Source organism: Longispora fulva (assembly GCF_015751905.1).
GTDB classification, from domain to species: Bacteria; Actinomycetota; Actinomycetes; order Mycobacteriales; family Micromonosporaceae; genus Longispora; species Longispora fulva.
Genome location: NZ_JADOUF010000001.1, coordinates 1,281,427 through 1,302,853, shown reverse-complemented (window position 1 = coordinate 1,302,853; position 21,427 = coordinate 1,281,427). Strand labels below are relative to the sequence as shown.

Below are 21,427 nucleotides of genomic sequence, written 5' to 3'. Positions count from 1 at the left end.
CTCGTGCCGGTGCCGCCCCGCGCCCGGCGAGGCCGGCCGGAACAGTGGCCGGGACGTCCCCTGTGGACCTCCCGGCCACTGTCGCGGGGCCGCCCAGGTCGCAGACGGGAACCGGACCGGACATGCGCAACATGGAAGAGTGCCGCGCACGCGGCGGAAAGTACCTTGGGGTGCATTCACGACGAGAGGCAGGGACATGCAACCTTTCCGCATCGAGATCCCGCAGAGCGACCTGGACGACCTGCACCGCCGGCTGGAGCACGCGCGGTGGCCCGACGACGAGGTGCCCGGCGCCGGCTGGGCGCGCGGCGTCCCCGTCGGCTACCTCAGGGAGCTGGCCGAGTACTGGCGCACCGGTTTCGACTGGCGGGCCATGGAGTCGACCCTGAACCAGATTCCGCAGTTCACCACGGAGATCGACGGGGCGAACGTCCACTTCGTCCACGTCAGGTCCCCGGAACCGGACGCCACCCCGCTGCTGATCACGCACGGCTGGCCGGGCTCGTTCGTCGAGTTCATGGACGTGATCGGCCCGCTGACCGATCCGCGCGCGCACGGCGGCGACCCGGCGGACGCCTTCCACGTCGTCATCCCGGCCATGCCCGGCTTCGGGTTCTCCGGCCCCACCCGCGCGGCGGGCTGGGACGTGGAGCGGGTCGCGCGGGCCTGGAAGGAGCTGATGGGCCGGCTGGGCTACGACCGGTACGTGGCCCAGGGCGGCGACTGGGGCATGCTGGTGTCCCTGGAGCTGGGCCTGATCGCCCCGGAGCACGTGGCCGGCGTGCACCTGAACATGCTGGTGACCTTCCCGCCCGAGGACCCGGCCGAGATGGCGGGCCTCAGCGAGGCGGACATGGGCCGGCTGGGCAAGTTGCTGCACTTCGACCTGGAGCTGTCGGCGCACATGAAGCTGATGGCCACCCGGCCGCAGACGGTGGCCTACGCCCTCACCGACTCGCCGCTGGGCCAGCTCGCGTGGCTCGTGGAGCGGTACCTGGAGTGGACGGACTCCCACCTGGTGCCCGAGGAGGCCGTCGACCGCGACCGGCTGCTCGCGATCGTCACCCTCTACTGGCTGACCGCCACGGCCGGCTCGTCGGCGCAGATCTACTACGAGTCGACCGACCGGACCAACCAGAACCTGGCCGCGCGCTGGGCCGGTCCGTGGCCGCTGACCGTCCCGGCCGGCGTCGCGGTCTTCCCGCACGACATCGCGCCCCCGATCCGCCGGTTCGCCGAGCAGATCCTGCCGACCCTCACGCACTGGTCGGAGTTCGAGCGCGGCGGACACTTCGCGGCGTTCGAGGAGCCGGACCTCTACGTCCAGGACGTCCGGACGTTCGCCCGGTCCCTCAAGCAGAGCTGAGCGCACGGCGAAGGGGCGGGCCGCTGGACGGGCCCGCCCCTTCCTCGTGCCTTCCTACGGGAGCTTCTGCAGCCCCGCCCCGGTCAGCACGTACGCGGGGGCCACCGCCGCGGCGTCCGCCTGGACCAGCTCGACCAGCGCGGCGCCCGCGCTCTCCGGGCTGACCAGCGGGCCCGAGGCCTTGAGGAACTCCTCGATCGACCGGCCGGAGCGGGCGGCGTACGCCCGGACCGCCGGCCGGCCGACCCCGGTCGTCGGCGAGAACCGGGGCAGCACCGCGGTGAAGGTGATGTCCAGGCCGGCGCGGTTCGCCTCGTCCTGCGCGTACCCCGTGACGAAGCGCTGCATGGACTTGGCGCCGGCGTACCCTCCGCTGAGCGGTGAACCGCCCAGCGCCGCGCCGCTGCTGACCACGACGACCCTGCTGCCGGGGCGCAACGGCGTCAGCAGGACCTCCCGCAGCCAGTGGAACGTGATCCGCACGTCGGTCTCCCAGTTGGTGGAGAACGTCTCCCAGGTCTGCTCCTGGAGCGGACGCATGTGCGGGGTCGCGCCGGCGACCACGACGATGATCTCCGGCTCGTGGCGGTCGAGGAGGAGGGCCGGCACCGTGGCGTCGCCGGCGTCGAAGACCTCCGGCTGGATGGTGCCGGCGCCGTTGGACGGTTCGGGATACGTGACGGAGCTACGGGACACGGCGACCACCGGGGCCCCGGCCTCGGCGAAAGCCGTGGCGATCCCGCGGCCCAGGCCGCGGCTCGCACCGACGACGATCGTGGTCCTGCCGGACAAGTCGCTCATGGTGTCCTCCCAGTCTTGGATGTCTGTGTCATGGATATCTTCCGGGGCAAGGTCGGTCAAGCTCGGTGTTCGGTGTCAGACGTGACTTTCGTGTCGTGGCGACCCGCGGGCGGCCACCGGTCCCCGCACGTTCAACGCGCCACCCGCCACAAAGCTCCGGCTCCGGCCTGGCGCGACGGTGCGCCACGATGCCGGAGCCGGAGCCTCAGGCCGTCCCGCCGGCGGCACTCCACCGGACCGACGCGCCGCCGTACCCCTGGGCGGTCGTCGGTGGGGTCGTGCCCGCCGGCCGGCCGCTGATCGACCGGTGGCAGGACGGAGGGAAGGCGGGGGCGACTACGACTGGAACCTCGTGCCGTTCCAGTGGTTGGTGCCGGGCGCCGCGGCGGTCACGTCGTCGTACTCGTCCTTGCGGCGCCACCAGTCCCACGGGTGCTCGAGCTGGGCCTCCTGGCGACCCAGGTGGGTGACGTCCAGGTAGTTGTAGAAGCTCTTGAAGATCTCCCCGCCCCGGTCGTAGATCGAGTAGGTGTGGAAGACGTCGTCCCCGTCGCGGATGAAGGAGCTCACCCCGGGCGACTCGCCCAGGTCCGTGGTGACCTCGTAGTCGCGGTTGAACTCGCTGTTCCCGGACGAGTACCACGGGATGGTCCAGCCCATCCGGGCCTTGTAGACGTCGAGCTCGGCCAGCGGCGCGCGGGAGACCAGGACGATGCTGGTGTCCCGGGCCCAGATGTGCGCGAGGTCGCCGATGCTGTCGGTCTGCATGGAACAGCCGATGCAGCCGACCCCGTCCCCGGGGGCGAACATGAAGTGGCGGACGATGAGCTGACGGCGGCCCTCGAACAGGTCGAGCAGCGTGACCGTGCCATTCGGCCCCTCGAAGGAATAATCCTTGTCCACCTTGACCATCGGCAGATTCTGACGCGCCTCGTTAATCATGTCGCGGGCGGCGGTGACTTCTTTCTCCTTTTCCAGGAGCGCCTTTCGCGCGACCAACCATTCTGCTCTGGAGACAACTGTCGGAAGGTTCATCAGATCTCCTCGTTGCTGGATCTATCCCCTATCAGGGTGTCAAAACTCGCCCCGCGATTCTTCTTCCAAATTGGCGTCTCGCTGCCACGTCATTCAGGCGCGAAAACACGCGCCGCGCCCGCACCGACCGGAGTCGGCACGGGACGCGGCGGAGTCCTATTTCGAGGTGCGCTCCTTCAGCGTGCGACGTTCAATCTTGCCGACCGGCGTGCGGGGAATCTGGTCGATGAACTCGACCCGCCGGATCTTCTTGTACGGCGCGACCCGCTCGGCCACGTAGGCCATGAGCTCCTCGGGCGTCGACGGCTCGCTGGCGACCACGAAGGCCTTCGGCAGCTCGCCGGTGGCCTCGTCGGGGACCCCGATCACCGCGACGTCGGCGACCTTCGGGTGCGCCATCAGGACCGCCTCGAGCTCGACCGGGGACACCTGCTGCCCGTTGTACTTGATCAGTTCCTTGATCCGGTCGACGATGAAGAGTTCCCCGTCGTCGTCGACGTGGCCGAGGTCCCCGGTGTGCAGGAAGCCGTCGGGCTCCAGCACCTTGCGGGTCGCCTCCTCGGCGTTGAGGTACCCCTTCATCACGTGCGGGCCGCGGATCAGGATCTCGCCATCCTGGTTGCGCCCCAACTCCTCCCCCGTGGTCACGTCGATGATCTTGCACTCGACGTTGGGGGCGTTCCGGCCGACCGACCCGGGCGTCGGGGGGTCCTCGAGCTGCATGAACGACACCATCGCCTCGGTGAGGCCGTACCCCTGGCTGATGTGGCAGCCGAGCCGCTCGCGGACCTGGCGGGCGATCTCGGGGTCGAGCGTGGCGCCGCCGGAGATGATCGAACGCAGCGACGACAGGTCGTACCTGTCCACCAGCGGACTCCTGGCCAGCAGGACGGCGATGGTCGGCACGATGTACAACCGGGTGATGCGGTGGTCCTGGACCGCCTTCAGGAAGGCCTCGGGCTCGAAGCGCAACATGGTCACCAGCGTCGCGCCCTGCGACAGGCTGGCGTTCATCATCATGGTCAGGCCGAAGGCGTGGTGGAAGGGCGGCACGGCCAGCACCCTCTCCCCCTCGCCGTTCGGCGCGACCAGGCCCGTGAGGAGCGCCTTGGCGATCATGTTGCGGTGCGTCAGCATCACGCCCTTGGGATGGCCGGTGCTGCCGCTGGAGTGCACGAGGGCCACCACGTCCCGCGCCGGGTCGATCGGCGGATCCGGCGGCGTGCGGTCGTCGGCGAGCAGCGCGGAGAACGAGGTCGCGCCGTCGGCCTCGCCGAACACGAGGATCTCCTCGATCTTCGTCCGGGTGGTCAACGCCGTCGCCTTGGCCACCTCGGCCGGCACGGTCACGAGGAGCCGCGCGCCCGTGTCGTTCAGGAGCGTCGCCAGGTCGTCGGCGGTGTCCAGCGGGTTGAGCACGACCACCGTGCCGCCCGCCACCGCCGCGGCGTGGAACGCGATCGGGTACTCGGGCACGTTCGGCGCCAGGATGGCCAGCACGTCGCCCTTCCCGAAGCCGCGGGCGCGCAGCCCGCTGGCCGTGTGCCGGATCGCGGCGGCGAGCTGCCCGTAGGTGTACCCGTTGCCGCCCGTGACGTCCACGGTGGCCAGCCTCGCCGCGTACTCCTCGGCGCGGCTGAGCACGAACGACGTCAACGAGGTCTCGGGAATGGGCACGCTCGGCCGGGAGCCAGTGAAGATCATGAGGCCACTTCCTCCCGCTTGTAGGTGCTGAGACCGGGCTGGTAGGCGCGCTTCTCGAACTGCTTGAGCGCCACGTTGATCCACTCGTTGCCGCTGAGCCGGGAGAGCTCCCACAGCTTCGCCTGGTCGTAGTCGATCGCCGCCGGCAGATCCAGGGTGGTCGTGCGCTCGTAGACCTCCTTGGCCAGCCGCAGCGTGATCGGGTTCTTGTTGACGATCAGGCCCACGAGCCGGTCGGTCTCCGCGTCGAGCTGGTCGGCCGGCACGGCCTTGTTCACCAGCCCGTACGTCTCGGCCTCCCGACCGGTCATCGTGTCGCCGGTGAGAATGTAGTAGAGCGCCTGCTTGCGGGGCAGGTTGTGGGCCGCGGCCCAGGACGCGCCCCCCGCCGGGAAGATCCCGAAGTTGATCTCCGAGAGGCCGAACTTCGCGGACTCGTTCGCGACGGCCAGGTCGCAGAGCCCGGTGACCTCGAAGCCGCCGCCGAACGCGTACCCGTTCACCTTGGCGATGGTGACCGCCGGGAACGCCTTGAGCCGCTGGAACCACTTCAGCGCGACCAGGTTGGTCTTGTAGAACAACATCGGGTCCTCGAACGGCTTGAGGAAGCACTCCTCGAGGTCCATACCGGCGCTGAAGCTGTTGCCGTTGCCCGTGATGACGACGGCCTTGACGGCCTCGTCGGCCTCGATCGCGTCCAGGGCCTCGTTCATGTCCTTGTGCATCTGCGGGTTCATGGCGTTCTTCTTCGCCGGCCGGTTCAGGAAGATCGTGGCCTTCGGCCCGTCGATCTCGAGGTTCACGGTCTCCAGCTCGATCATGTTCGGCCTTCTCTCCTGTAGACGGAATACGCACACGGCTATCGACCGCTCGAGGGCCGCGCGCGGACGCACCGTCCCTGGTGGAGCGACCCACGGCTACGAGCATCACAGGATCGGCGTCCGCCTGGCTTCTCCCACCTTGCTGCGCACCGCGCCGGGCCGGGCCGCCGCACGGGTAGGCAATACGGGAGAAGTCTGTGGCCGGCGGATCGGGAACGCTTTCAGAAGCTCGGAGTAGGCCCCGAACCTCCATCTAGGAGAAAACATGCCAACATCGATCAACGTCCCGACCCAGGAAGAGCTGGTGCGACGGGTGCGCGACATCGCGCCCGTCATCCGGGCCACCGCCGAGTGGTCGTCGGAGAACCGCCGGCTGCACGACGACGCGCTCCGGGCCCTGACAGAGGCCGGCGTCTTCCGGATGCGGATCCCGGTACGCTACGGCGGGTACGAGAGCGACGCGCGGACCATGGTCGCCGTATCTGACGAGATCGCCCAGATCGACGGGTCCGCCGCGTGGGTGGCCGTCTGTTCCTGGGTCGCCACCTGGGGCCTGGGCCTGTTCCCGGACGAGGTCCAGGACGAGGTGTTCGCGGACCCCGACGTGCAGGTCTGCACCACGATCGGCCCGGGCAGCGCGACAGCGGTCCCCGTGGACGGCGGCATCCTGGTCAACGGCACGTGGCCGTGCATCAGCGGTGCGCTCAGCAGCCGCTACCAGCAGATCGGGGCGATCCTCCTCGACCCGAACGGGCAGCCGTATCCCGTGATGGGTCCGGTCCTGATGTCGGACCTGGAGATCACCGACAACTGGCACACCACGGGCTTCCGCGGCACCGGGAGCGTCGCCACGACCGCGCGCGACCTGTTCATCCCCCAGGAGCGCATCCTGCCGGCGCCCATGGTGGTCAACAGCCAGTCGGCCTCGAAGCTCAACGCCGGCACCGCGATGTACCGGACCCCGTTCATCTCCATGGGCGCGGCGTCCACGGTCGGCGTCGCCATCGGCATGGCCAAGTCGATCCGGGACACCTTCTTCGAGCGGCTGCCCGGCCGCAAGATCACCTATACCGAGTACCCGAGCATGTCCGAGGCTCCGGTGACCCACCTGCGGATCGCCGAGGCGATGATGAAGCTCGACGAGGCGGAGTTCCACGCCCAGCGGCTGGCCGCCACCGTGGACGCCAAGTGCGCCTCCGGCGACGAATGGGAGCTGCTCGAACGCGGACGCAGCCGCGCGGACGAGGGCGCGGCCGTGCGCCTGGTCCGGGAGGCCACGGACACCTTCGCGCTGGCCAGCGGCGGCTCCTCGGCCTACACGTCGGTGCCGATCCAGCGGGTCGTCAACGACCTGCACACGTTCAGCCTGCACGCGATGATGAACCCCGACGTCAACGCCGAGACCTACGGCCGGATCCTGTGCGGGGCGGACCCCAACACCTACTACATCTGACCGGTCCCGGTTCACGGCGGGACTCGTGAGGCAGACCCCGCCGCTCTCCGCACGAAGGTCCAGGCTCGACCGCGCGGTCGGGCCTGGACCTTCGTGCGCCGGCCGCCGGCCCCACCGGCTCCGGCCCGAGCCGCGGGCGACACCAGCTCCGGCGCAGGTCGCGGGCGGCACCATCCGGAGACGATTCCCCGCGGGGGCCGGCCCGCACGTCGGGCACCCGCTGCGCGTTCCCGCTCGGATCGCAACTCCCGGGTTGCTCCGGCATCGTCGATCTGCAACTATGAGGTTGCATCTGCTGGCCCTGTGAAGGAGTCCCACCATGAGCACGCGCCGACAGCAGCCGGCCATGGTGGCCGACGACCCGGCGGCGTCCCCCGACTGAACAGAGGCGGCGGATCGCCGCGGATCAGGCATCCGGCCCGGGATTCCTGCCCCGCTCACCGATCCGCCGCCGAGTGAGGAACAGGTGCACCTGTTCTCGCGGCGCTGCGAGCCTCCACTCCGCATCCGCTACGAGGACAGGTGCACCTTCTTCATGCGCCCGACCCGCGTCCCGCTGCGGGCGCAGTGAGGAGCCGGCGGGGGATGTTGGATAGGCCCGGCCGGGATGTTGACTGGGCCTGGCCCGGGGGTCCGTGGCGGGTTCGGTGGAAGAGAGAAGAGCCTTTGACTCTCTTCCACCGAACCCGCCACGGACCGTTTCCGGTACGGCGCCGTGCGGCCGCCGCGTCGAGGCGGGTAGGCCGGATCGGCGGTGCGCGTCGGGCCCGGGTCGGCTATCCCGTCGGGGGGCGGCGGACCCGGGGGCGGCGGAACAGCAGGGAGGCAAGGGCGGCGAGCAGTACCACGTCCACACTGACGAGGACGAGGCTCAGCGGGTCCTTCGTGGTGTGCACGTGACCGGCCGGGGCCGCGAGGGGGTCGCCCACGGGCGCCGGCGGGGTGTCCTGGCCGACGCCGAAGCGGCTGACGCCGGTGGACTCGGTGCCGTCGTCCAGTCGGACGTGGTAGCCCACCAGATATACGCCTGGGTCCGTGATCCGGACGGGCACGACCACCCGGGTGCCGTCGATCCGGACCGGGCCGGACGTGACGGGTACCCCGTGGGCGGTGGCGACGGTCAGGTGGTAGTCGCGGGTGATCGGCGGGGCGGTGAACTCCATCGCCACCTCGGTCGGCGCGGTGGCCAGACCGGCGCCGTCGGCGGGCACGAGGGCCGACAGCGCGGTGGGCGCCGGGTCGGTCAGGGCGATGACCCCCATCAGGAGTGCCATCGACACCACGATCCCGGCGCCCAACCGGCGTGACCACGGCCGTCGCCACCAGCGGACGGGAGCGCTCTGCTCGGCCGTGTCAGTGGTCATCCGCGGGAGGTGCCGGACAGGGCCGGCTCCTTGGCGCAGCTGCACTCCGCGCCGTGGAACTCGTCCTGGTTCGGCCGCAGGTGCAGGTACATCGCGACCACCATCGGGATGAAGACGATGGTGTTGTAGAACAGGTGCAGCTCGACCCGGGGGAAGGCGAGCTGCAGGATGCTGGTCGGCACCTTCTGGCCGAAGAACATGGTCCCGCTCTGCGCCTGGATGAACAGCAGCAGGTGCTCGATGTGGTGCCAGAACTGGATGGCGAGCGCGACCGTCCACCACGCCTTCGCCCGGCCGACGAAGCCCTTGCGGAGCAGGAACAGGCCGATGAGCATGACCAGCGCGTAACCGTAGTGCAGCCACTCGGACTTGACCAGCCACGGGTAGAAGTAGCCGAGGACGCCCCGCGACTCCTTCAGCGGCATGTTCAGGACCCAGATCTGGAAGGCCTGGGTGAGGTGCTCGGCCCAGTGCGCCAACACGATGACCATGAACAGGTTGAGGGACAGCCGGTGCCGGGCGCCGTTCAACCGGTCCAGCAATCCGGTGGAACCCGCGCCCGACGCCTCAAATGTTGTCATAATCTGCCTCCAGCAGAAGAAATGGCCTGTCAACCGCGCACCCGACGGTGTTCAGGGCGCAGCCTTTCCCAGCTTGTCGGAGCCATCCGGCGGATTTCTTCTTCCAAAGTGCTCTGTTCAACTCTGGGTGCGCGGAGCCGTACCCGACGTGGCCGGCACCTGCCAGCTGCCCACCTGGCGCGCCGCGGCGAAGCTCGCCCAGGCCACGGTCTCCACCAGTGCCCGGTCGTCGGGCTGCGCGCGCCGGAACGCCGCGATCTCCTCCTCGTCCACCTGGTACGAGGCCACAGCTGTCAGCAACGCGACTCTCCCGGCGGCCCGGTGCGCCTCGGGCAGCCCGGCGACGAGCGGCTCGACCCACCGCCGGCTCATGCCGGTGTCCTCGCCGCGCCAGTCGGCCAGGCGGGCCCGGACGACGTCGCGCACCGCCGACGGCACCGACCGCTCCCCCGCCGCCTCGTACGCCGCGTACGACCGGGCGACGGCCGCCTCGACGGACGGGTTGCCCACCGCCCAGCCGGCGTCCGCGGGCAGCGGGGCGTCGGGCAGCAGCGGCACCGACCGGCCGGCCTCGCGGTTGCCGCGCAGGGTCGGGCGCAGCACCCGGCTGATGCCGCGCTTGGCACGGCGGCGGGACGCGGGGCGCAGTCCGGGCGGCAGCAGGAAGCTGGACAGGAAGACGTTCACCATCCGGGTGAGGTAGTGGAAACTGACCGCGACGCCGACCAGCTCCGGGCGGTCGGCCGCGGGGAACGGCTGCTCGCCGCCCGGGGTGCCGGGCCGGTGCGCGGTCCTCGCCCACTCGGCGACGGAGCGCACCCGAGGGTCGACCACCTCGTCGAGCCGGTCGGCCAGGACGGCCTCGGCCTCCTGCTCGGTGGACAGGTCGTAGAGGCCGATGCTGTGCATCTCCGCGCAGTACGGGCACGTGTTGGCGACGGACACCACCGCGGCGACCGCCTCCTTCACGGCCCGGGTCACGGTGACCGTGGGCAGCAGCGGCTCGCGCATCAGCATCCAGTACGCGGCGAGCAGGTCCGGGGCCGGCGAGTGCAGGAGAGCCGGCGGCACCACGAGGCGCATCTCGTCGGCGATCTGTCCATACACTGTGGACACCAGTCCGGTGGCGTTGTTGGCGGACACGGGCGTCACGTACCTGACCTGACGCTGCGCGACCGAGGAGATGACCCGCCCGACGACCATGGTGGCCTCCCGTGATGGTGGTGAATTATTAGTATGTATGGCATTCGTGCCCCTGTAACGGCTTCGCGGGCAGTCGAGCACTCTGGGAGTAATCCCTGCTGAGCCGCCGTTTCGGGCTGCCGTTCGGGCGCGCGGTCGTCCGGCGCGGGCCGTGCGGAGAGAAGTCGTCCGGGCCTCCGCCTCCCATGCCCCCGAGGCACGAGTGGCGGATCCTCCCGGACACTCAGAATGGGCGTCAGGTCCGCCCGTCCGCATCTCCGCGAGTGCTGTGCCGCCCGGAGACCGTGAGCCGGCCCGGGTGCCGGCCCGCGCGGGGCATACTGGGGGCATGTGCCGAAGCATCAAGATCCTCAGGCCGCCGGTCGCGCCAGAGGTCACCGAGGACGACATCCACGCGGCAGCGCTGCAGTACGTGCGCAAGGTGTCCGGTTTCCGGAAGCCGGCGGCGCACAACGCCGACGCGTTCGACGCCGCCGTGGAGGCCGTGGCGCTGGCGACCGCCGAGCTGCTCGGGCGGCTGGAGGTCCGGGGCCACCACCATCATCACCACGCCGAACCGGCGGCCGACGCGGCCTGAGGACACCAGGTTCCCGCGACGCGGCGGCCACCGCCGGCGACCCGTGGGCTGGCGGACGGATGGAAGCCGGGGCAGGTGTCTCTCGTACCCGTCTTCCTCTGGGGTTGATCTTGATTGTCGGGTCCGCGGTCTAGGATGAACGCGTGAGTCCCGCTGGGCGCGTGGAAGACCTGTTGCGGCACCTGACGCCCCAGGTGATCGGCGCGCTCGTCCGCCGGCACGGCCAGTTCGACGCGTGCGAGGACGCGGTCCAGGAGGCGCTGTTGGCCGCCGCCGTGCAGTGGCCCGAGCAGGGTGTTCCCGACAATCCCCGTGCGTGGCTGCTGACCGTGGCGACCCGCCGGCTGACCGACCACTGGCGCAGCGACCAGGCCCGGCGGACCCGGGAGGCGACGTCGGCCGCGATGACGCCGGCCGACGGGCTCCTCGCGCCGGCCGCCGACGATCCGGGCGTGCACGCCGCGGACGACACGCTCACCCTGCTGTTCCTGTGCTGCCATCCGGCACTCACACCGGCGTCGCGGATCGCGCTCACGCTGCGGGCCGTCGGCGGGCTGTCGACGGCGGAGATCGCCCGCGCGTTCATGGTGCCCGAGGCGACCATGGCGCAGCGGATCAGCCGCGCCAAGCAGCGGATCAGGGCCACCGGGATGGCGTTCGCGATCCCGCCCGGCGAGGAGCGCACGGAGCGGCTCCAGGCGGTGTTGCACGTGCTCTATCTGATCTTCAACGAGGGGTACACCGCGACGTCCGGCCCGGACCTGCACCGCGCCGACCTGACCGCCGAGGCGATCCGGCTCACCCGGGAGGTCCGCCGCCTGCTGCCCGACGACGGCGAGATCGCCGGCCTGCTGGCCATCATGCTGCTCACCGACGCGCGCCGGCCGGCCAGGACCCGACCCGACGGCGCGCTGGTCCCGCTGGCCGAGCAGGACCGCTCGCTGTGGCACCGGGAGTCGGTCGCCGAGGGGATCGTGCTGGTCACCGGGGCGCTGGCCAGCACGGTGCTCGGGCCGTACCAGCTGCAGGCGGCCATCGCCGCCGTGCACGCCGAGGCGCCCAGCGCGCCGGACACGGACTGGCCGCAGATCCTGGCGCTGTACGAGATCCTCGACCGGCTCGCCGACAACCCGGTCGTCACCCTGAACCGCGCGGTGGCCGTCGCGATGGTCAAGGGGCCACGCGAGGGCCTGCGCCTGCTGGCCACCCTGGACGCCGACGACCGGCTGGCCGGGCACCACCGGGTCGACGCCGTGCGGGCCCACCTGCTGGAGATGGCCGGCGACCTGCCGCAGGCCCGGGCGTGTTTCCAGCTCGCGGCCCGGCGGACCACGAGCCTGCCCGAGCAGCGGTACCTGGCGGGCCGGGCCGCGCGGCTCCCCCTGCCCCCGGAGTCGTGAGGACGGCGGGCCGCGCGGCCGGAGCGCTCACATCTCCAGGCCGACCGAGTCCATGATCGGCCGAACCTCCATCGCGCCGTACCGGGCGTCGGGCCACCGGGCGGCGATCTCCACGGCCCGGTCCACACTCTCGGCCTCGATGATCAGATAGCCGGCGAGGTACTCCTTCGCCTCCAGGAACGGGCCGTCGGTGACCGTGGGCACGCCGTCGCGGACCCGCACCGTCCTTGTGTGCGAGCCGTCGGCGAGCGCCTCGCCGCCGACGAGTTCCCCCGAGGCGGTGAGCTCGGCGATCAACTGGTCGACGTCGCCCATCAGCGCGGTGCGCTCGGCCTCGGACATCGCCTCCATGGTCGCGGGATTGTTGTTGATCAGCAGCATGTACTTCACGGTGGCACCCCTTTGGTGGTTCCGGTGACGGGAGCGGCGTGCTCCACACGTGGTGGTCGGAGCCGGCGGGCGGGACTCGACACGGATCCGCCCGACGGGCGGCGGGCGACACCGGTCCGCCCCGGTCGGCTCGGCGCTCGCGGTTGGCACTGTCTCTTAAGGACAGACGCTTCACCTGATCTTAACCTTCACATATAGTCCAGCATCAATATGTCCCGTCCGACTCCCCCCGATCGGAGGACCATGATGGTCCGTCTCGTCCGCGCCGCCGCCGTCGCCCTGCTCGCCCTGACCGGCAGCCTGGTGGCTTTCGCCGGCCCGGCACACGCCTCGGTCGTCGACGCGAACTGCGTCCCGCCGAGCAACAACGTCACGACGTTCAACCCGCCGATCTCCCTGGTCCTCGCGCCCACCACGCTGACATACAAGACCACATACAAGCCCTGCGTGTCGCAGACCGTGCCGAACCTGGTGTCCGGCCTGGTCAACGTGACCAGCACGCTGAACGACCAGTGCCAGATGAACCTGCAGACCTACGTCGTCACCTACACGATCACCTGGAACACCGGAGCCACCACCAAGGTCCAGGCCACCCACGCCGCGTCGATCTCGGGCGGCACACTGGTCACGACCTACACCGGCACCGTGATCGCCGGGCTGTTCACCGGCAGCAGCGTGGTCGAGCAGCAGGTCGGCTCGGCCGTCGACCTGCAGAACTGCCTCGCCGGGCTGGACCGGCTGAAGATGCTCACCTCCCGGGTCAGCCTGATGATCTACCACTGATCCGACCGGTACGCGGACCCGCGCCCCGACACCCGGCGCGGGTCCGTCCCGTGTGCCACGATGAGGCATGATCGTCACCGTCGACCCGGCAGGGGCCGTGCCACCGTTCGAGCAGCTGCGGACCCAGATCCTCGACCAGGTGCGCACCGGCGCGCTCGCTGTGGGCACCCGGCTGCCGACCATCCGGGTCCTCGCCGAGGAGCTCGGCATCGCGCCGAACACTGTCGCGCGCGCCTACCGGGAACTCGAACAGGACGGCGTGCTGGAGACCCGGGGGCGCAACGGGACCTTCGTGACGGCGTTCGGGGACGCCGCGCAGCGCCGGGTGCAACAGGAGGCCGCGTCGCTCGCCGCCCTCGTCCGCCGGCTCGGGGTCGATCCGCGCGAGGCGTTGCGGCTCGTGGCGGCGGCGTTGCGGGACTAGCCCGAGACCTGGCGGTGCCCGGGGCCGGATCGCCGGCTCGGCTCGGCGACGAGGGCTGCTCCGCCCGGTTCGGCACCGCCGGGCTCGGCTCGGCATCGTTCGGCTTGGCACGGCTCGGTGGCGCGGACGGCGCCGCCCGGCTGCCACCCGGGCGGCCCCGTCCGCGCCACGTCGTTTTACAGGCAGCTACCTGTGTTGGTGACGCCGTTCGGACCGGCCGTGCCGTTGCCGAGGAATCCGGTCCCGCCGAGTCCGCCCATGCCGTTGGCGCCGGCACCACAGGCCCGGCCACCGGAGCCGCCGTCGCCGCCGGTCGCCAGGACGGCGAGGCCGCCAGCGCCGCCGGCACCACCGGGTCCGTTGGCCGGGCGGCCGTTGCCGCCGACACCGCCGAGGCCGCCGTTGGCCATGTTCGACGTGCCGCCGCGTCCACCGGCGCCACCGGCAGCGCCGTAGCCACCGATCCCACCCGCGGCACCGGCGCCGATCCGGCTGGTGCCGCCGGCGCCGCCCGCGCCGCCGGTACCGGCCGTGGGACCGCTCACGCCGCCCTTGCCGCCGACACCGCCGACATCGCCGGTTCCGCCGGCACCGCCAGCTCCCCCAGCTCCGCCACCGTAGCCGGCACCGCCGGTTCCACCAGCCCCACCGGGACAGCCGACGACCGCATTGCCGCCGACACCGCCGGCCTGGCCTGCCGGGTTACTCGCCGTGCCCGCCGCGCCGTTCGCACCGTCGAGGTTGGCGCAGGTCGCGAAGGCCGGGGTACTCGCGGCGAACACCGCCGTCGCGATCAGAACTGGGGTGGCGAGCAGGGTCATGATCCGCTTGCTGTGCATGGGACTACCGACTCTCGCGTGGGGCCCTCCGCCGGTTTTCCACCAACGGGGTCGCCCTGTCGTCGTTCACCGCACAGATACCCGGGGAAAATTCGCCCAAACATAGTGAATGAGGATCTTGAGCCTTTGTGGTACGGGATCAGGCGTGACCGGTCGGCGCCGGTCACGCCGTCAGGGCTCAGCCCGGCCAGTTCAGCGTGTCACCCGTCTCCAGCAGCGTCTTCAGGCTGCTGAGCACCCACGGCCAGCCGCCGCCGGCACCGGTCTCGTCCCACTCGCCGGCCAGCAGCGACTGCAGCTTCGGCGCACCGGTGAGATCGTGGGTGACCGTCAGCGCCGTGACGCCGCCCTGGCGGGGCTTGATCTCGTAGGTCAGCCGGGTGAAACCCTCGGCGATCATGCCTTCGTCCATGAGCATCCGCCAGGTCTGCACGAGTCGCCTCGGCGGGTCGGACTCGATCACCTCGCCGTCGACGGCCAGCTCCGGCGAGCCGCCCGCGATCATCTCGGGGCTCGCGAAGCCCCGGTAGGCGCCGCCGGGGCGCAGGTCGTAGTCGGCCCGGCCGCCGTAGCCGAACCTCTCGGTGAACTCCGGCTTCGTGATCGCGTCCCAGACCGCCTGGGGCGTCGCGTTGATGTACACCCGGTACACCTGGATGGTCTTTTCTTCCACGGTTGTCATTGTCCCTGCTCCAGTTCGGTTTTGAGCTCGACGAGCGCGGACACCCGCCGCTCGGTGTACTTGTCGATCCACCGGTCGTGGATCAGCCGGATCGGCACAGCGTTGAGGAAGTGCAATTTCTCCCGGCCGGACTTCCGGGCGATCACCAGGCCCGCGTCCTCGAGGACCCGCAGGTGTTTCATGACGCCGAACCGGGTCATCTCCAGCTCGGCCTCCAGCTCGGTGAGCGTCTGGCCGTCCCGGGCGAACAACCGGTCGAGCAGGCCGCGGCGGGTCGGGTCCGCCAGGGCCTTAAACACGCGGTCGTCGTCGGTCACGCCCCCAGGATAGGTGACCAAATGGTCACATGTAAAGGGCCGGACATGACTCCGCCCCGTCCGCCGCGAGAGAGGATGCGGCGAACGGGGCGGATGTTCGTGCTGGTCAGCGCACCAGAGCCGGGGTCACGGCGGCGTTGAGCAGGCGGCGCACGTCGCCGGCCTGGCAGACGAGTACGGCCGGGCCGCCGCGCTCCTCGTCGACCGTCGCCGACACCCCGAGCACCGCAGCGGCGCTGACCAGCAGGTCGGCCGTGCCCGAGGCGCCCGTGCGCAGGCAGATCGCGTCCCGGCTCGGGCCGAGGCCACCGATCAGCAGGCCCATCCGCCAGGTGGCCGCCGCGACCCCGGCCCCGGAACCGGCCACGTCCGCGTCCAGCTCCCGGCGGGCGTGCCGGAGCGCACCGCTGAGCGCCCGGACCACCAGGTGGTACACCGGCGCCGGCACCTCCACCCGCAGCCGCCGCCGGGTACTGCCCGGCTCGGGTTCCGGCCGGGTCACCACGGCCCAGGCCAGCTCGGACAGCAGCCGGCACAGCCTGGCCGCCACCTGCTCGTCGTCCACCTCCGCCAGCGGCAGGTACCGCGGCCCGGTGGGCGGGGTCTGGGCACGCGCCCCGCCCCGGCGGGACGGCCGGGTCTGGGCCGGCCGGAAGTTGCGCCAGGCGATGGCGGCCTCCAGCAGCGCGTACTCTCCGGTCGGCACCTCGGCGAGCGCCCGGCGGAGGGAGTCGGTCGCCGGATCCCCACGCCGGATCAGCGTGCTGTGCAGGGTCAGTGAAGCGGTCATCGTCTGCCTCCGGGGTCAGGCTTCGGGAATGAGACGGTCGGTCACGATGGCCCCCGCGTGGACCCGGTAGGCCCAGACCTTGCCGGCCGAACCGACGAGTTCGCCGGTCTCGGTGAACCGGATGGCGCCGGTGACGCCCGTCCCCGAGTAGGCGTTGACGTACGCGACCATGTCGGGGCGGGTGGCGCGGCCGGCGTCGAGGCCGTGCAGGAAGATGTTCGCGGCGTCGTACGCCTCGGCGCTGTAGGTCACCGGTCGGCGGCCGAACCGCTCCTGGTACTGGGCGAAGAACTGGCCGCCGGCCGTCTCCGGCGGGTGGCACGGGCACGTGATGACCGCGCCCTCCGCCGCCGCCTGGCCGGCCCGGGTCAGGAAGCCCTCGTCCTTGACCCCGTCGCCGGCCACGAACGCCGCGGTGACGCCGGCGTCGCGGGCCTGGCGGAGCAGGCCGCCGGCCTCGTCGTAGTAGCCGCCGTAGAAGATCGTGTCCGGTTTCGCCGCCACGATCTGGGCGACGACCTCGGAGAAGTCCAGCTGCTTGGAGCGCACCGTCGCGCTGCGGACCACGCGGTGGCCGAGCGCCTCGATGACCTGGGCGGCGAGGCCGTGGCCGTACGCGCCGGTGTCGTCGATGACGAACACCTTCTCCGCGTGGAGCACCTTCTCGATGTACCGGCCGAGAGCCGGCCCCTGCTGGGCGTCGTTGCCGAGCAGCCGGTGGAACGTCGTCCAGCCGTGGCTGGTCAGGCTCGTCTCGGTCGCCGAGGTGGAGATCGTCACGACCTGACCCTGGTTGAGCAGCGGCACGGCGGCCTGGGACTCGCCGGAGAACACCGGCCCGACGACGCCGACGAGCTGCGGGTCGGCGACCACCCGCTGGGCGAGGGCCGGCGCCTGTTTCGGGTCGCCCTGGGAGTCGAAGGTGGCCATCTCGACGGAACAGGTGCGGTGTGCCGCGTTGTACTGTTCGACCGCCAGCTCCACGCCCTCGCGCACGTTGCGCCCCAGGTTCGCCGACACCCCCGACAGCGGCCCGAACACCCCGATCCGCTTGCCGCACGGGGTCGGCTGCGGTTCGGCCGAGGTCACGCACCCGGCGGTGACCAGGGCGGGGACCAGCAGAGCCGTGACGCCGAACCAGCGCATGCCCGCCCTCCCCTACCCTGTGTCGGTGGTCTGACTCACAGTGTGGTCCGGCGATGGTGAGGATTTCATGAGGCCCGATACTGGGTGGGTGACACCCTGGCGCAGGCTCCTCGGCCCGGTGGCCCTGGCGGTCGCCCTGGCCGGCTGCACCGCCGGCCCCGAGTCGCCGGTGACCGCCTCCCCCGGGCCCAGCCCCGGCCGACTGGCCGACCCCGGCCTGTTCGCTGTCGACTCGCGGGTGCTCGGGCCGATCGTGATCGACGGCCAGGGGTACGTGCTGTACCGCTTCGACGGCGACAGCTCCGCCCCGCCCCGGTCGAACTGCGTGGACGAGTGCACGGCCCGGTGGCTGCCGGTCCTCGTGCACGGCGAGCTGCGGGTGGTGGGCATCGACCGCCAGCTCGTCGGCAACCTGGCCCGCGCGGACGGCACGGTGCAGCTGACCCTGGGCGGCTGGCCGTTGTACGGCTTCGCCGGGGACCGGATGCCCGGGGACACCAACGGCCAGGACCACGCCCAGGGCTGGTGGGTCATCGCCCCCAACGGCGGGAAGGCCGCACGGGCGGGCGGTCCGGCAGACTGAGCACCGCGCTGGTGCCGCCACCCGGTCGGGACTTGAGCCTCAGCGTGCCGCCGTGCAGCTCGGCCACCCACTGCGCGATGGCCAGCCCCAGCCCGATGCCGTCGGTCGCGCCGGTCCGGAACCGCCGGGTGCGGGCGTCCAGCGCCCAGTCGGGCACGCCGGTGCCGCTGTCCTCGACCTTCACCGTGGCCTCGGTGACGACGAGGTGGATCCTGGCCGGCTCGGACCCGACCCGGCCGTGCCGGACGGCGTTGCGGGCCAGGTTCTGGATGGCGATCCGGACCAGGGCCGGGTCGCCGTAGAGCACGGTGGGCTCCACCTCGACGGTCACGGTGTGCGGAGCGGGCACGGCCTCGGCGACCGCCTCCTCGGCGAGCTGGTCGAGCCGGAACGGCTGGCGCTCCAGGGCCCGCAGGCCGGCCACCACCCGGGCCCGGGTGAGCAGCGCCTCCACGGAGTCGGTGAGCCGCTCGGTGGACCGCAGCACCTGGCGCAGCGCGTCGGACTGCTGCTCCGGGTTCTTCAGCGCCGCCTCCGACAGGGCGCGCATCACGGTCAGCGGGGTGCGCAGCTCGTGCGCGGCGTCGGCGAGGAAGTGCTCCTGCTGGCCGACCGCCTCGACCGCCGGCCGGGTGCCCCGCCGGGCCAGCAGGTAGCCGCCGGCCCCGGCGAGGGTCATGAAGATCGCGCCGCCGACGACCAGCGCCACGGCGAGCCGCTGGTGGGCGAGCTGACCGGGACGGGGGTCGGCGATCGCGACCACGGTGCCGGCGACGGCCCCGGTCACGCCGTGCGCGAACGGCACGGCGAGCAGCTGCACCCCGTGCCCGCTGGCGTCGGTGGCGGTCGCGGACACCTGGGTGCCCGACCGCCACACGTCGCGGGCCGGGTCGAGCAGCGCGTGGGTCGGCATGGTCAGCCGCCCGGAGGGGTGCGCGAAGACCAGGTTCACATCGGTACGGCTGGCCTCGAACACGTACACGGCGGTGGAACCCTGGGCCGTGGGGTCGGTGAACAGGTTGTCCAGGCGCAGCGCCCCGGAGTCGTAGGACAGCAGCGCGACGGCGGTGCCGGCGACCCGGCGCAGCTCGGCGGTGGCCACCTCGCTGCGCTGTTCGCTGTCCACGACGAGGGCGACCGCGCCCATCCCGGCGAGCCCGGCGACGTTGAGGACGAGCAGCAGCACGGTGAGCCGGACCCGGAGGGCGACGAGCCGGCCGGCGGTCTGCAGGTGCACCTGCGGCCGGGCGGCGCGGGGACGGCGCTTCACATCGACGGGTGCCGCAGACCGTAGCCCGCGCCCCGGACCGTGGCGATGGCCAGCGGTTCGCCCAGCTTGCGGCGCAGCTGGGCGATGATCACGTCCACGACGTTGGAGGCGGGGTCGGCCACCTCGTCCCAGCAGTGCTCGATGAGCTCAGCCCGGCTGACGACCGAGGGGTGCCGGGCCAGCAGGGTCTCCAGGACCGCGAACTCCTTGGGGGTGAGGGTGAGCAGGATGCCGGCCCGGCGCACCTCGCGCCGGGCCACGTCGACCTCGATGTCGCCGACCCGCATCACGGGCGGGAGCATGCTGCCCTGCCGCCGGCACAGGGCGCGCACCCGCAGCACCAGCTCCGCCGAGGAGAACGGTTTGGCCACGTAGTCGTCGGCCCCGGACTCGAAGCCGACCACCCGGTCGTGGACGTCGTCGAGCGCGGTGAGCATCAGGGCGGGCACGGTCAGGCCGGCCTGCCGGCGGCGGTGCAACTGGTCGGCCGAGTCGCCCTCGGGGAGCATCCGGTCGAGAACCAGGCAGTCGTACTCGTTGACGGACAGCGCGAGGTCGGCCTGGCTCCAGTCCGCCGACTGGTCGACGGCGAAACCGGCCGACCGGAGGGCGGCGACCACCACGCCCCGAACGTCCGAGTCGTCCTCGACGACGAGCACCCGCATGGACGGGAGAGTACAACGTCGGGAGGCCGAACGTCCGGGGTCCGGACGTTCGGCCCGCCGTTTCAGCTGTTCAGCGTGGCGATGTCGATCACGAACCGGTACCGGACGTCGCTGGCCTGGATCCGCCGGTACGCCTCGTTGATCTGGCCGCCGGAGATCACCTCGATCTCGGCGCCCAGCCCGTGCGCTGCGCAGAAGTCGAGCATCTCCTGGGTCTCGCGGATGCCGCCGATCATCGAGCCGGCCAGGCTCTTGCGGCCGCCGATCAGCGCGAACATCGCCACCGGGCTCGGCTCCTCCGGCGCGCCCACGTTGACGAGGGTGCCGTCGGTGGCCAGGAGGCCCAGGTACGCGTTGAGGTCGATGTTCGCCGAGACCGTGTTCACGATCAGGTCGAACGAGCCGGCCAGCTTCCCGAACGTCGCCGGGTCGCCGGTGGCGTGGAAGTGGTCCGCGCCGAGCTTGAGGCCGTCGGCCTGCTTGGCGAGGGACTGGCTGAGCACGGTGACCTCCGCGCCGAGGGCGTGCGCGATCTTCACGCCCATGTGGCCGAGCCCGCCGAGGCCGACGATGGCGACCCGCTTGCCGGGGCCGGCGTTCCAGTGCTTCAGCGGCGAGTACAGGGTGATGCCCGCGCACAGCAGCGGGGCCGCCTCGTCGAGGCCGATGCCCTCCGGGATGCCCAGCACGTAGTTCTCGTCCACGACGATGTGGGTGCTGTAGCCGCCGTAGGTGGGCCCGCCGTCCCTGCCGGTCCCGTTGTAGGTGCCGACCATGCCGCCGAGGCAGTACTGCTCCTCGCCGGCCTCGCAGTTGACGCACTCGCGGCAGGAGTCGACGAAGCAGCCGACGCCGACCCGGTCGCCGACGGCGTAGCGGGTGACGCCGGGGCCGACCTCGGACACGATGCCGGCGATCTCGTGGCCGGGGACCATCGGGAAGGTGGCGGTGCCCCAGTCCTCGTTCACCTGGTGGATGTCGGAGTGGCAGATGCCGGCGTACGCGATCTCGATCAGCACGTCGTGCTCGCCGACCGGGCGGCGCGGGACCGTGGTGAGCTCGAGCGGGGCCTTGGCCTGGGGTGCGGCGTAGGCGGTGACGTTGGCCATGGTTGTTGGCGCTCCTTGTCGAGTGGATGTGCGACCAGTCTGCCCGGGACCGCGCGGCCTACCCAGACCACCCGTTTTCGTACCACTGGCAGGGACAGGATCAGCGCCGGACCGCTGGGCATAC

At 71.5% G+C, this 21,427-nt stretch carries 23 protein-coding genes; 7 read left to right on the top strand and 16 right to left on the bottom strand.

What is annotated here, in order from left to right; all coding sequences use genetic code 11:
* Positions 1–196: 196 nt before the first annotated feature.
* Positions 197–1,366, top strand: coding sequence for an epoxide hydrolase family protein (locus IW245_RS05740; protein WP_197002155.1), 1,170 nt, complete (start codon positions 197–199; stop codon positions 1,364–1,366).
* Between the two features lie 54 nt (positions 1,367–1,420).
* On the opposite strand, the gene IW245_RS05735 is transcribed toward IW245_RS05740, so the two are convergent.
* The 4 genes from IW245_RS05735 to IW245_RS05720 form a co-directional block, all read right to left on the bottom strand.
* Entirely contained in the window at positions 1,421–2,167 is a 747-nt protein-coding gene (locus IW245_RS05735; protein ID WP_231398680.1) for an SDR family NAD(P)-dependent oxidoreductase, read from the bottom strand.
* Positions 2,168–2,503: 336 nt separating this feature from the next.
* Positions 2,504–3,202: a DUF899 domain-containing protein gene (locus IW245_RS05730; protein WP_197002154.1), complete on the bottom strand. Its 699-nt coding sequence runs from the start codon at positions 3,200–3,202 to the stop codon at positions 2,504–2,506.
* A 156-nt stretch (positions 3,203–3,358) separates the two neighbouring features.
* Positions 3,359–4,906 carry an AMP-binding protein gene (locus IW245_RS05725; RefSeq protein WP_197002153.1) on the bottom strand — a complete coding sequence of 516 codons (1,548 nt, stop codon included), beginning with the start codon at positions 4,904–4,906 and terminating at the stop codon, positions 3,359–3,361.
* Complete coding sequence (locus IW245_RS05720) at positions 4,903–5,727, bottom strand: p-hydroxycinnamoyl CoA hydratase/lyase (protein ID WP_197002152.1); 825 nt, start codon at positions 5,725–5,727, stop codon at positions 4,903–4,905. The genes IW245_RS05725 and IW245_RS05720 overlap by 4 nt, the downstream gene beginning before the upstream one ends.
* A 265-nt stretch (positions 5,728–5,992) precedes the next feature.
* Here IW245_RS05720 and IW245_RS05715 point away from each other — a divergent pair, with 265 nt between their 5' ends.
* Positions 5,993–7,180: an acyl-CoA dehydrogenase family protein gene (locus tag IW245_RS05715; RefSeq protein ID WP_197002151.1), complete on the top strand. Its 1,188-nt coding sequence runs from the start codon at positions 5,993–5,995 to the stop codon at positions 7,178–7,180.
* A 776-nt stretch (positions 7,181–7,956) separates the two neighbouring features.
* Here IW245_RS05715 and IW245_RS05710 read toward each other — a convergent pair.
* The 3 genes from IW245_RS05710 to IW245_RS05700 form a co-directional block, all read right to left on the bottom strand.
* Positions 7,957–8,544 (bottom strand): copper resistance CopC family protein, encoded by a 588-nt coding sequence (locus IW245_RS05710; RefSeq protein WP_197002150.1) that lies wholly within the window; start codon positions 8,542–8,544, stop codon positions 7,957–7,959.
* Positions 8,541–9,125: a hypothetical protein gene (locus IW245_RS05705; protein ID WP_231398679.1), complete on the bottom strand. Its 585-nt coding sequence runs from the start codon at positions 9,123–9,125 to the stop codon at positions 8,541–8,543. Before IW245_RS05705 ends, IW245_RS05710 begins: the two co-directional genes overlap by 4 nt.
* A 117-nt stretch (positions 9,126–9,242) precedes the next feature.
* Positions 9,243–10,328, bottom strand: coding sequence for a carboxymuconolactone decarboxylase family protein (locus IW245_RS05700; RefSeq protein WP_197002149.1), 1,086 nt, complete (start codon positions 10,326–10,328; stop codon positions 9,243–9,245).
* Positions 10,329–10,656: 328 nt separating this feature from the next.
* On the opposite strand from IW245_RS05700, the gene IW245_RS05695 reads away from it, so the two are divergent.
* Entirely contained in the window at positions 10,657–10,905 is a 249-nt protein-coding gene (locus tag IW245_RS05695; RefSeq protein ID WP_197002148.1) for a DUF2277 domain-containing protein, read from the top strand.
* A 143-nt stretch (positions 10,906–11,048) separates the two neighbouring features.
* On the top strand, positions 11,049–12,305 hold the full coding sequence (locus tag IW245_RS05690; RefSeq protein ID WP_233472639.1) for an RNA polymerase sigma factor: 1,257 nt from the start codon (positions 11,049–11,051) through the stop codon (positions 12,303–12,305).
* Between the two features lie 27 nt (positions 12,306–12,332).
* On the opposite strand, the gene IW245_RS05685 is transcribed toward IW245_RS05690, so the two are convergent.
* On the bottom strand, positions 12,333–12,686 hold the full coding sequence (locus IW245_RS05685; RefSeq protein WP_231399326.1) for a YciI family protein: 354 nt from the start codon (positions 12,684–12,686) through the stop codon (positions 12,333–12,335).
* 252 nt (positions 12,687–12,938) lie between these two features.
* Between IW245_RS05685 and IW245_RS05680 the strand changes: the two genes are divergently transcribed.
* Positions 12,939–13,478 carry a hypothetical protein gene (locus IW245_RS05680; RefSeq protein ID WP_197002146.1) on the top strand — a complete coding sequence of 180 codons (540 nt, stop codon included), beginning with the start codon at positions 12,939–12,941 and terminating at the stop codon, positions 13,476–13,478.
* Between the two features lie 67 nt (positions 13,479–13,545).
* Positions 13,546–13,902, top strand: coding sequence for a GntR family transcriptional regulator (locus tag IW245_RS05675; protein WP_197002145.1), 357 nt, complete (start codon positions 13,546–13,548; stop codon positions 13,900–13,902).
* A gap of 176 nt (positions 13,903–14,078) precedes the next feature.
* Here the strand turns inward: IW245_RS05675 and IW245_RS05670 are convergent, their stop codons facing one another.
* From IW245_RS05670 to IW245_RS05650, 5 genes are all read right to left on the bottom strand, one after another.
* A complete protein-coding gene (locus IW245_RS05670; RefSeq protein WP_197002144.1) occupies positions 14,079–14,741 on the bottom strand; it encodes a hypothetical protein in 663 nt (220 codons plus the stop codon).
* A gap of 178 nt (positions 14,742–14,919) precedes the next feature.
* A complete protein-coding gene (locus IW245_RS05665) occupies positions 14,920–15,423 on the bottom strand; it encodes an SRPBCC family protein (protein ID WP_197002143.1) in 504 nt (167 codons plus the stop codon).
* Positions 15,420–15,740 carry an ArsR/SmtB family transcription factor gene (locus tag IW245_RS05660; RefSeq protein WP_197002142.1) on the bottom strand — a complete coding sequence of 107 codons (321 nt, stop codon included), beginning with the start codon at positions 15,738–15,740 and terminating at the stop codon, positions 15,420–15,422. Before IW245_RS05660 ends, IW245_RS05665 begins: the two co-directional genes overlap by 4 nt.
* A 106-nt stretch (positions 15,741–15,846) precedes the next feature.
* Positions 15,847–16,530: a hypothetical protein gene (locus IW245_RS05655; protein ID WP_197002141.1), complete on the bottom strand. Its 684-nt coding sequence runs from the start codon at positions 16,528–16,530 to the stop codon at positions 15,847–15,849.
* A 15-nt stretch (positions 16,531–16,545) separates the two neighbouring features.
* A complete protein-coding gene (locus IW245_RS05650) occupies positions 16,546–17,676 on the bottom strand; it encodes a branched-chain amino acid ABC transporter substrate-binding protein (protein WP_197002140.1) in 1,131 nt (376 codons plus the stop codon).
* Between the two features lie 88 nt (positions 17,677–17,764).
* Between IW245_RS05650 and IW245_RS05645 the strand changes: the two genes are divergently transcribed.
* Positions 17,765–18,259: a hypothetical protein gene (locus tag IW245_RS05645; RefSeq protein ID WP_197002139.1), complete on the top strand. Its 495-nt coding sequence runs from the start codon at positions 17,765–17,767 to the stop codon at positions 18,257–18,259.
* Here IW245_RS05645 and IW245_RS42070 read toward each other — a convergent pair.
* The 3 genes from IW245_RS42070 to IW245_RS05630 all read right to left on the bottom strand — a co-directional run bounded on the left by IW245_RS42070 (position 18,207) and on the right by IW245_RS05630 (position 21,303).
* Complete coding sequence (locus tag IW245_RS42070; protein ID WP_197002138.1) at positions 18,207–19,529, bottom strand: sensor histidine kinase; 1,323 nt, start codon at positions 19,527–19,529, stop codon at positions 18,207–18,209. The genes IW245_RS05645 and IW245_RS42070 overlap by 53 nt on opposite strands.
* A complete protein-coding gene (locus tag IW245_RS05635; protein ID WP_197002137.1) occupies positions 19,526–20,194 on the bottom strand; it encodes a response regulator transcription factor in 669 nt (222 codons plus the stop codon). The genes IW245_RS42070 and IW245_RS05635 overlap by 4 nt, the downstream gene beginning before the upstream one ends.
* Before the next feature lie 62 nt (positions 20,195–20,256).
* Positions 20,257–21,303: an NAD(P)-dependent alcohol dehydrogenase gene (locus tag IW245_RS05630; protein WP_197002136.1), complete on the bottom strand. Its 1,047-nt coding sequence runs from the start codon at positions 21,301–21,303 to the stop codon at positions 20,257–20,259.
* Between the last annotated feature and the right edge of the window lie 124 nt (positions 21,304–21,427).

What these genes read in the sequence shown, in the direction of transcription:
- IW245_RS05695 (WP_197002148.1), top strand. Translation starts at nt 10,657, where the DNA reads ATGTGCCGAAGCATCAAGATCCTCAGGCCGCCGGTCGCGCCAGAGGTC.
- IW245_RS05720 (WP_197002152.1), bottom strand. Translation starts at nt 5,727, where the DNA reads ATGATCGAGCTGGAGACCGTGAACCTCGAGATCGACGGGCCGAAGGCC.
- IW245_RS05635 (WP_197002137.1), bottom strand. Translation starts at nt 20,194, where the DNA reads ATGCGGGTGCTCGTCGTCGAGGACGACTCGGACGTTCGGGGCGTGGTG.
- IW245_RS05710 (WP_197002150.1), bottom strand. Translation starts at nt 8,544, where the DNA reads ATGACCACTGACACGGCCGAGCAGAGCGCTCCCGTCCGCTGGTGGCGA.
- IW245_RS05655 (WP_197002141.1), bottom strand. Translation starts at nt 16,530, where the DNA reads ATGACCGCTTCACTGACCCTGCACAGCACGCTGATCCGGCGTGGGGAT.
- IW245_RS05665 (WP_197002143.1), bottom strand. Translation starts at nt 15,423, where the DNA reads ATGACAACCGTGGAAGAAAAGACCATCCAGGTGTACCGGGTGTACATC.
- IW245_RS05675 (WP_197002145.1), top strand. Translation starts at nt 13,546, where the DNA reads ATGATCGTCACCGTCGACCCGGCAGGGGCCGTGCCACCGTTCGAGCAG.
- IW245_RS05740 (WP_197002155.1), top strand. Translation starts at nt 197, where the DNA reads ATGCAACCTTTCCGCATCGAGATCCCGCAGAGCGACCTGGACGACCTG.
- IW245_RS05680 (WP_197002146.1), top strand. Translation starts at nt 12,939, where the DNA reads ATGATGGTCCGTCTCGTCCGCGCCGCCGCCGTCGCCCTGCTCGCCCTG.
- IW245_RS05725 (WP_197002153.1), bottom strand. Translation starts at nt 4,906, where the DNA reads ATGATCTTCACTGGCTCCCGGCCGAGCGTGCCCATTCCCGAGACCTCG.
- IW245_RS05730 (WP_197002154.1), bottom strand. Translation starts at nt 3,202, where the DNA reads ATGAACCTTCCGACAGTTGTCTCCAGAGCAGAATGGTTGGTCGCGCGA.
- IW245_RS05715 (WP_197002151.1), top strand. Translation starts at nt 5,993, where the DNA reads ATGCCAACATCGATCAACGTCCCGACCCAGGAAGAGCTGGTGCGACGG.
- IW245_RS05650 (WP_197002140.1), bottom strand. Translation starts at nt 17,676, where the DNA reads ATGCGCTGGTTCGGCGTCACGGCTCTGCTGGTCCCCGCCCTGGTCACC.
- IW245_RS05630 (WP_197002136.1), bottom strand. Translation starts at nt 21,303, where the DNA reads ATGGCCAACGTCACCGCCTACGCCGCACCCCAGGCCAAGGCCCCGCTC.
- IW245_RS05670 (WP_197002144.1), bottom strand. Translation starts at nt 14,741, where the DNA reads ATGCACAGCAAGCGGATCATGACCCTGCTCGCCACCCCAGTTCTGATC.
- IW245_RS05700 (WP_197002149.1), bottom strand. Translation starts at nt 10,328, where the DNA reads ATGGTCGTCGGGCGGGTCATCTCCTCGGTCGCGCAGCGTCAGGTCAGG.
- IW245_RS05685 (WP_231399326.1), bottom strand. Translation starts at nt 12,686, where the DNA reads ATGCTGCTGATCAACAACAATCCCGCGACCATGGAGGCGATGTCCGAG.
- IW245_RS05735 (WP_231398680.1), bottom strand. Translation starts at nt 2,167, where the DNA reads ATGAGCGACTTGTCCGGCAGGACCACGATCGTCGTCGGTGCGAGCCGC.
- IW245_RS05705 (WP_231398679.1), bottom strand. Translation starts at nt 9,125, where the DNA reads ATGACAACATTTGAGGCGTCGGGCGCGGGTTCCACCGGATTGCTGGAC.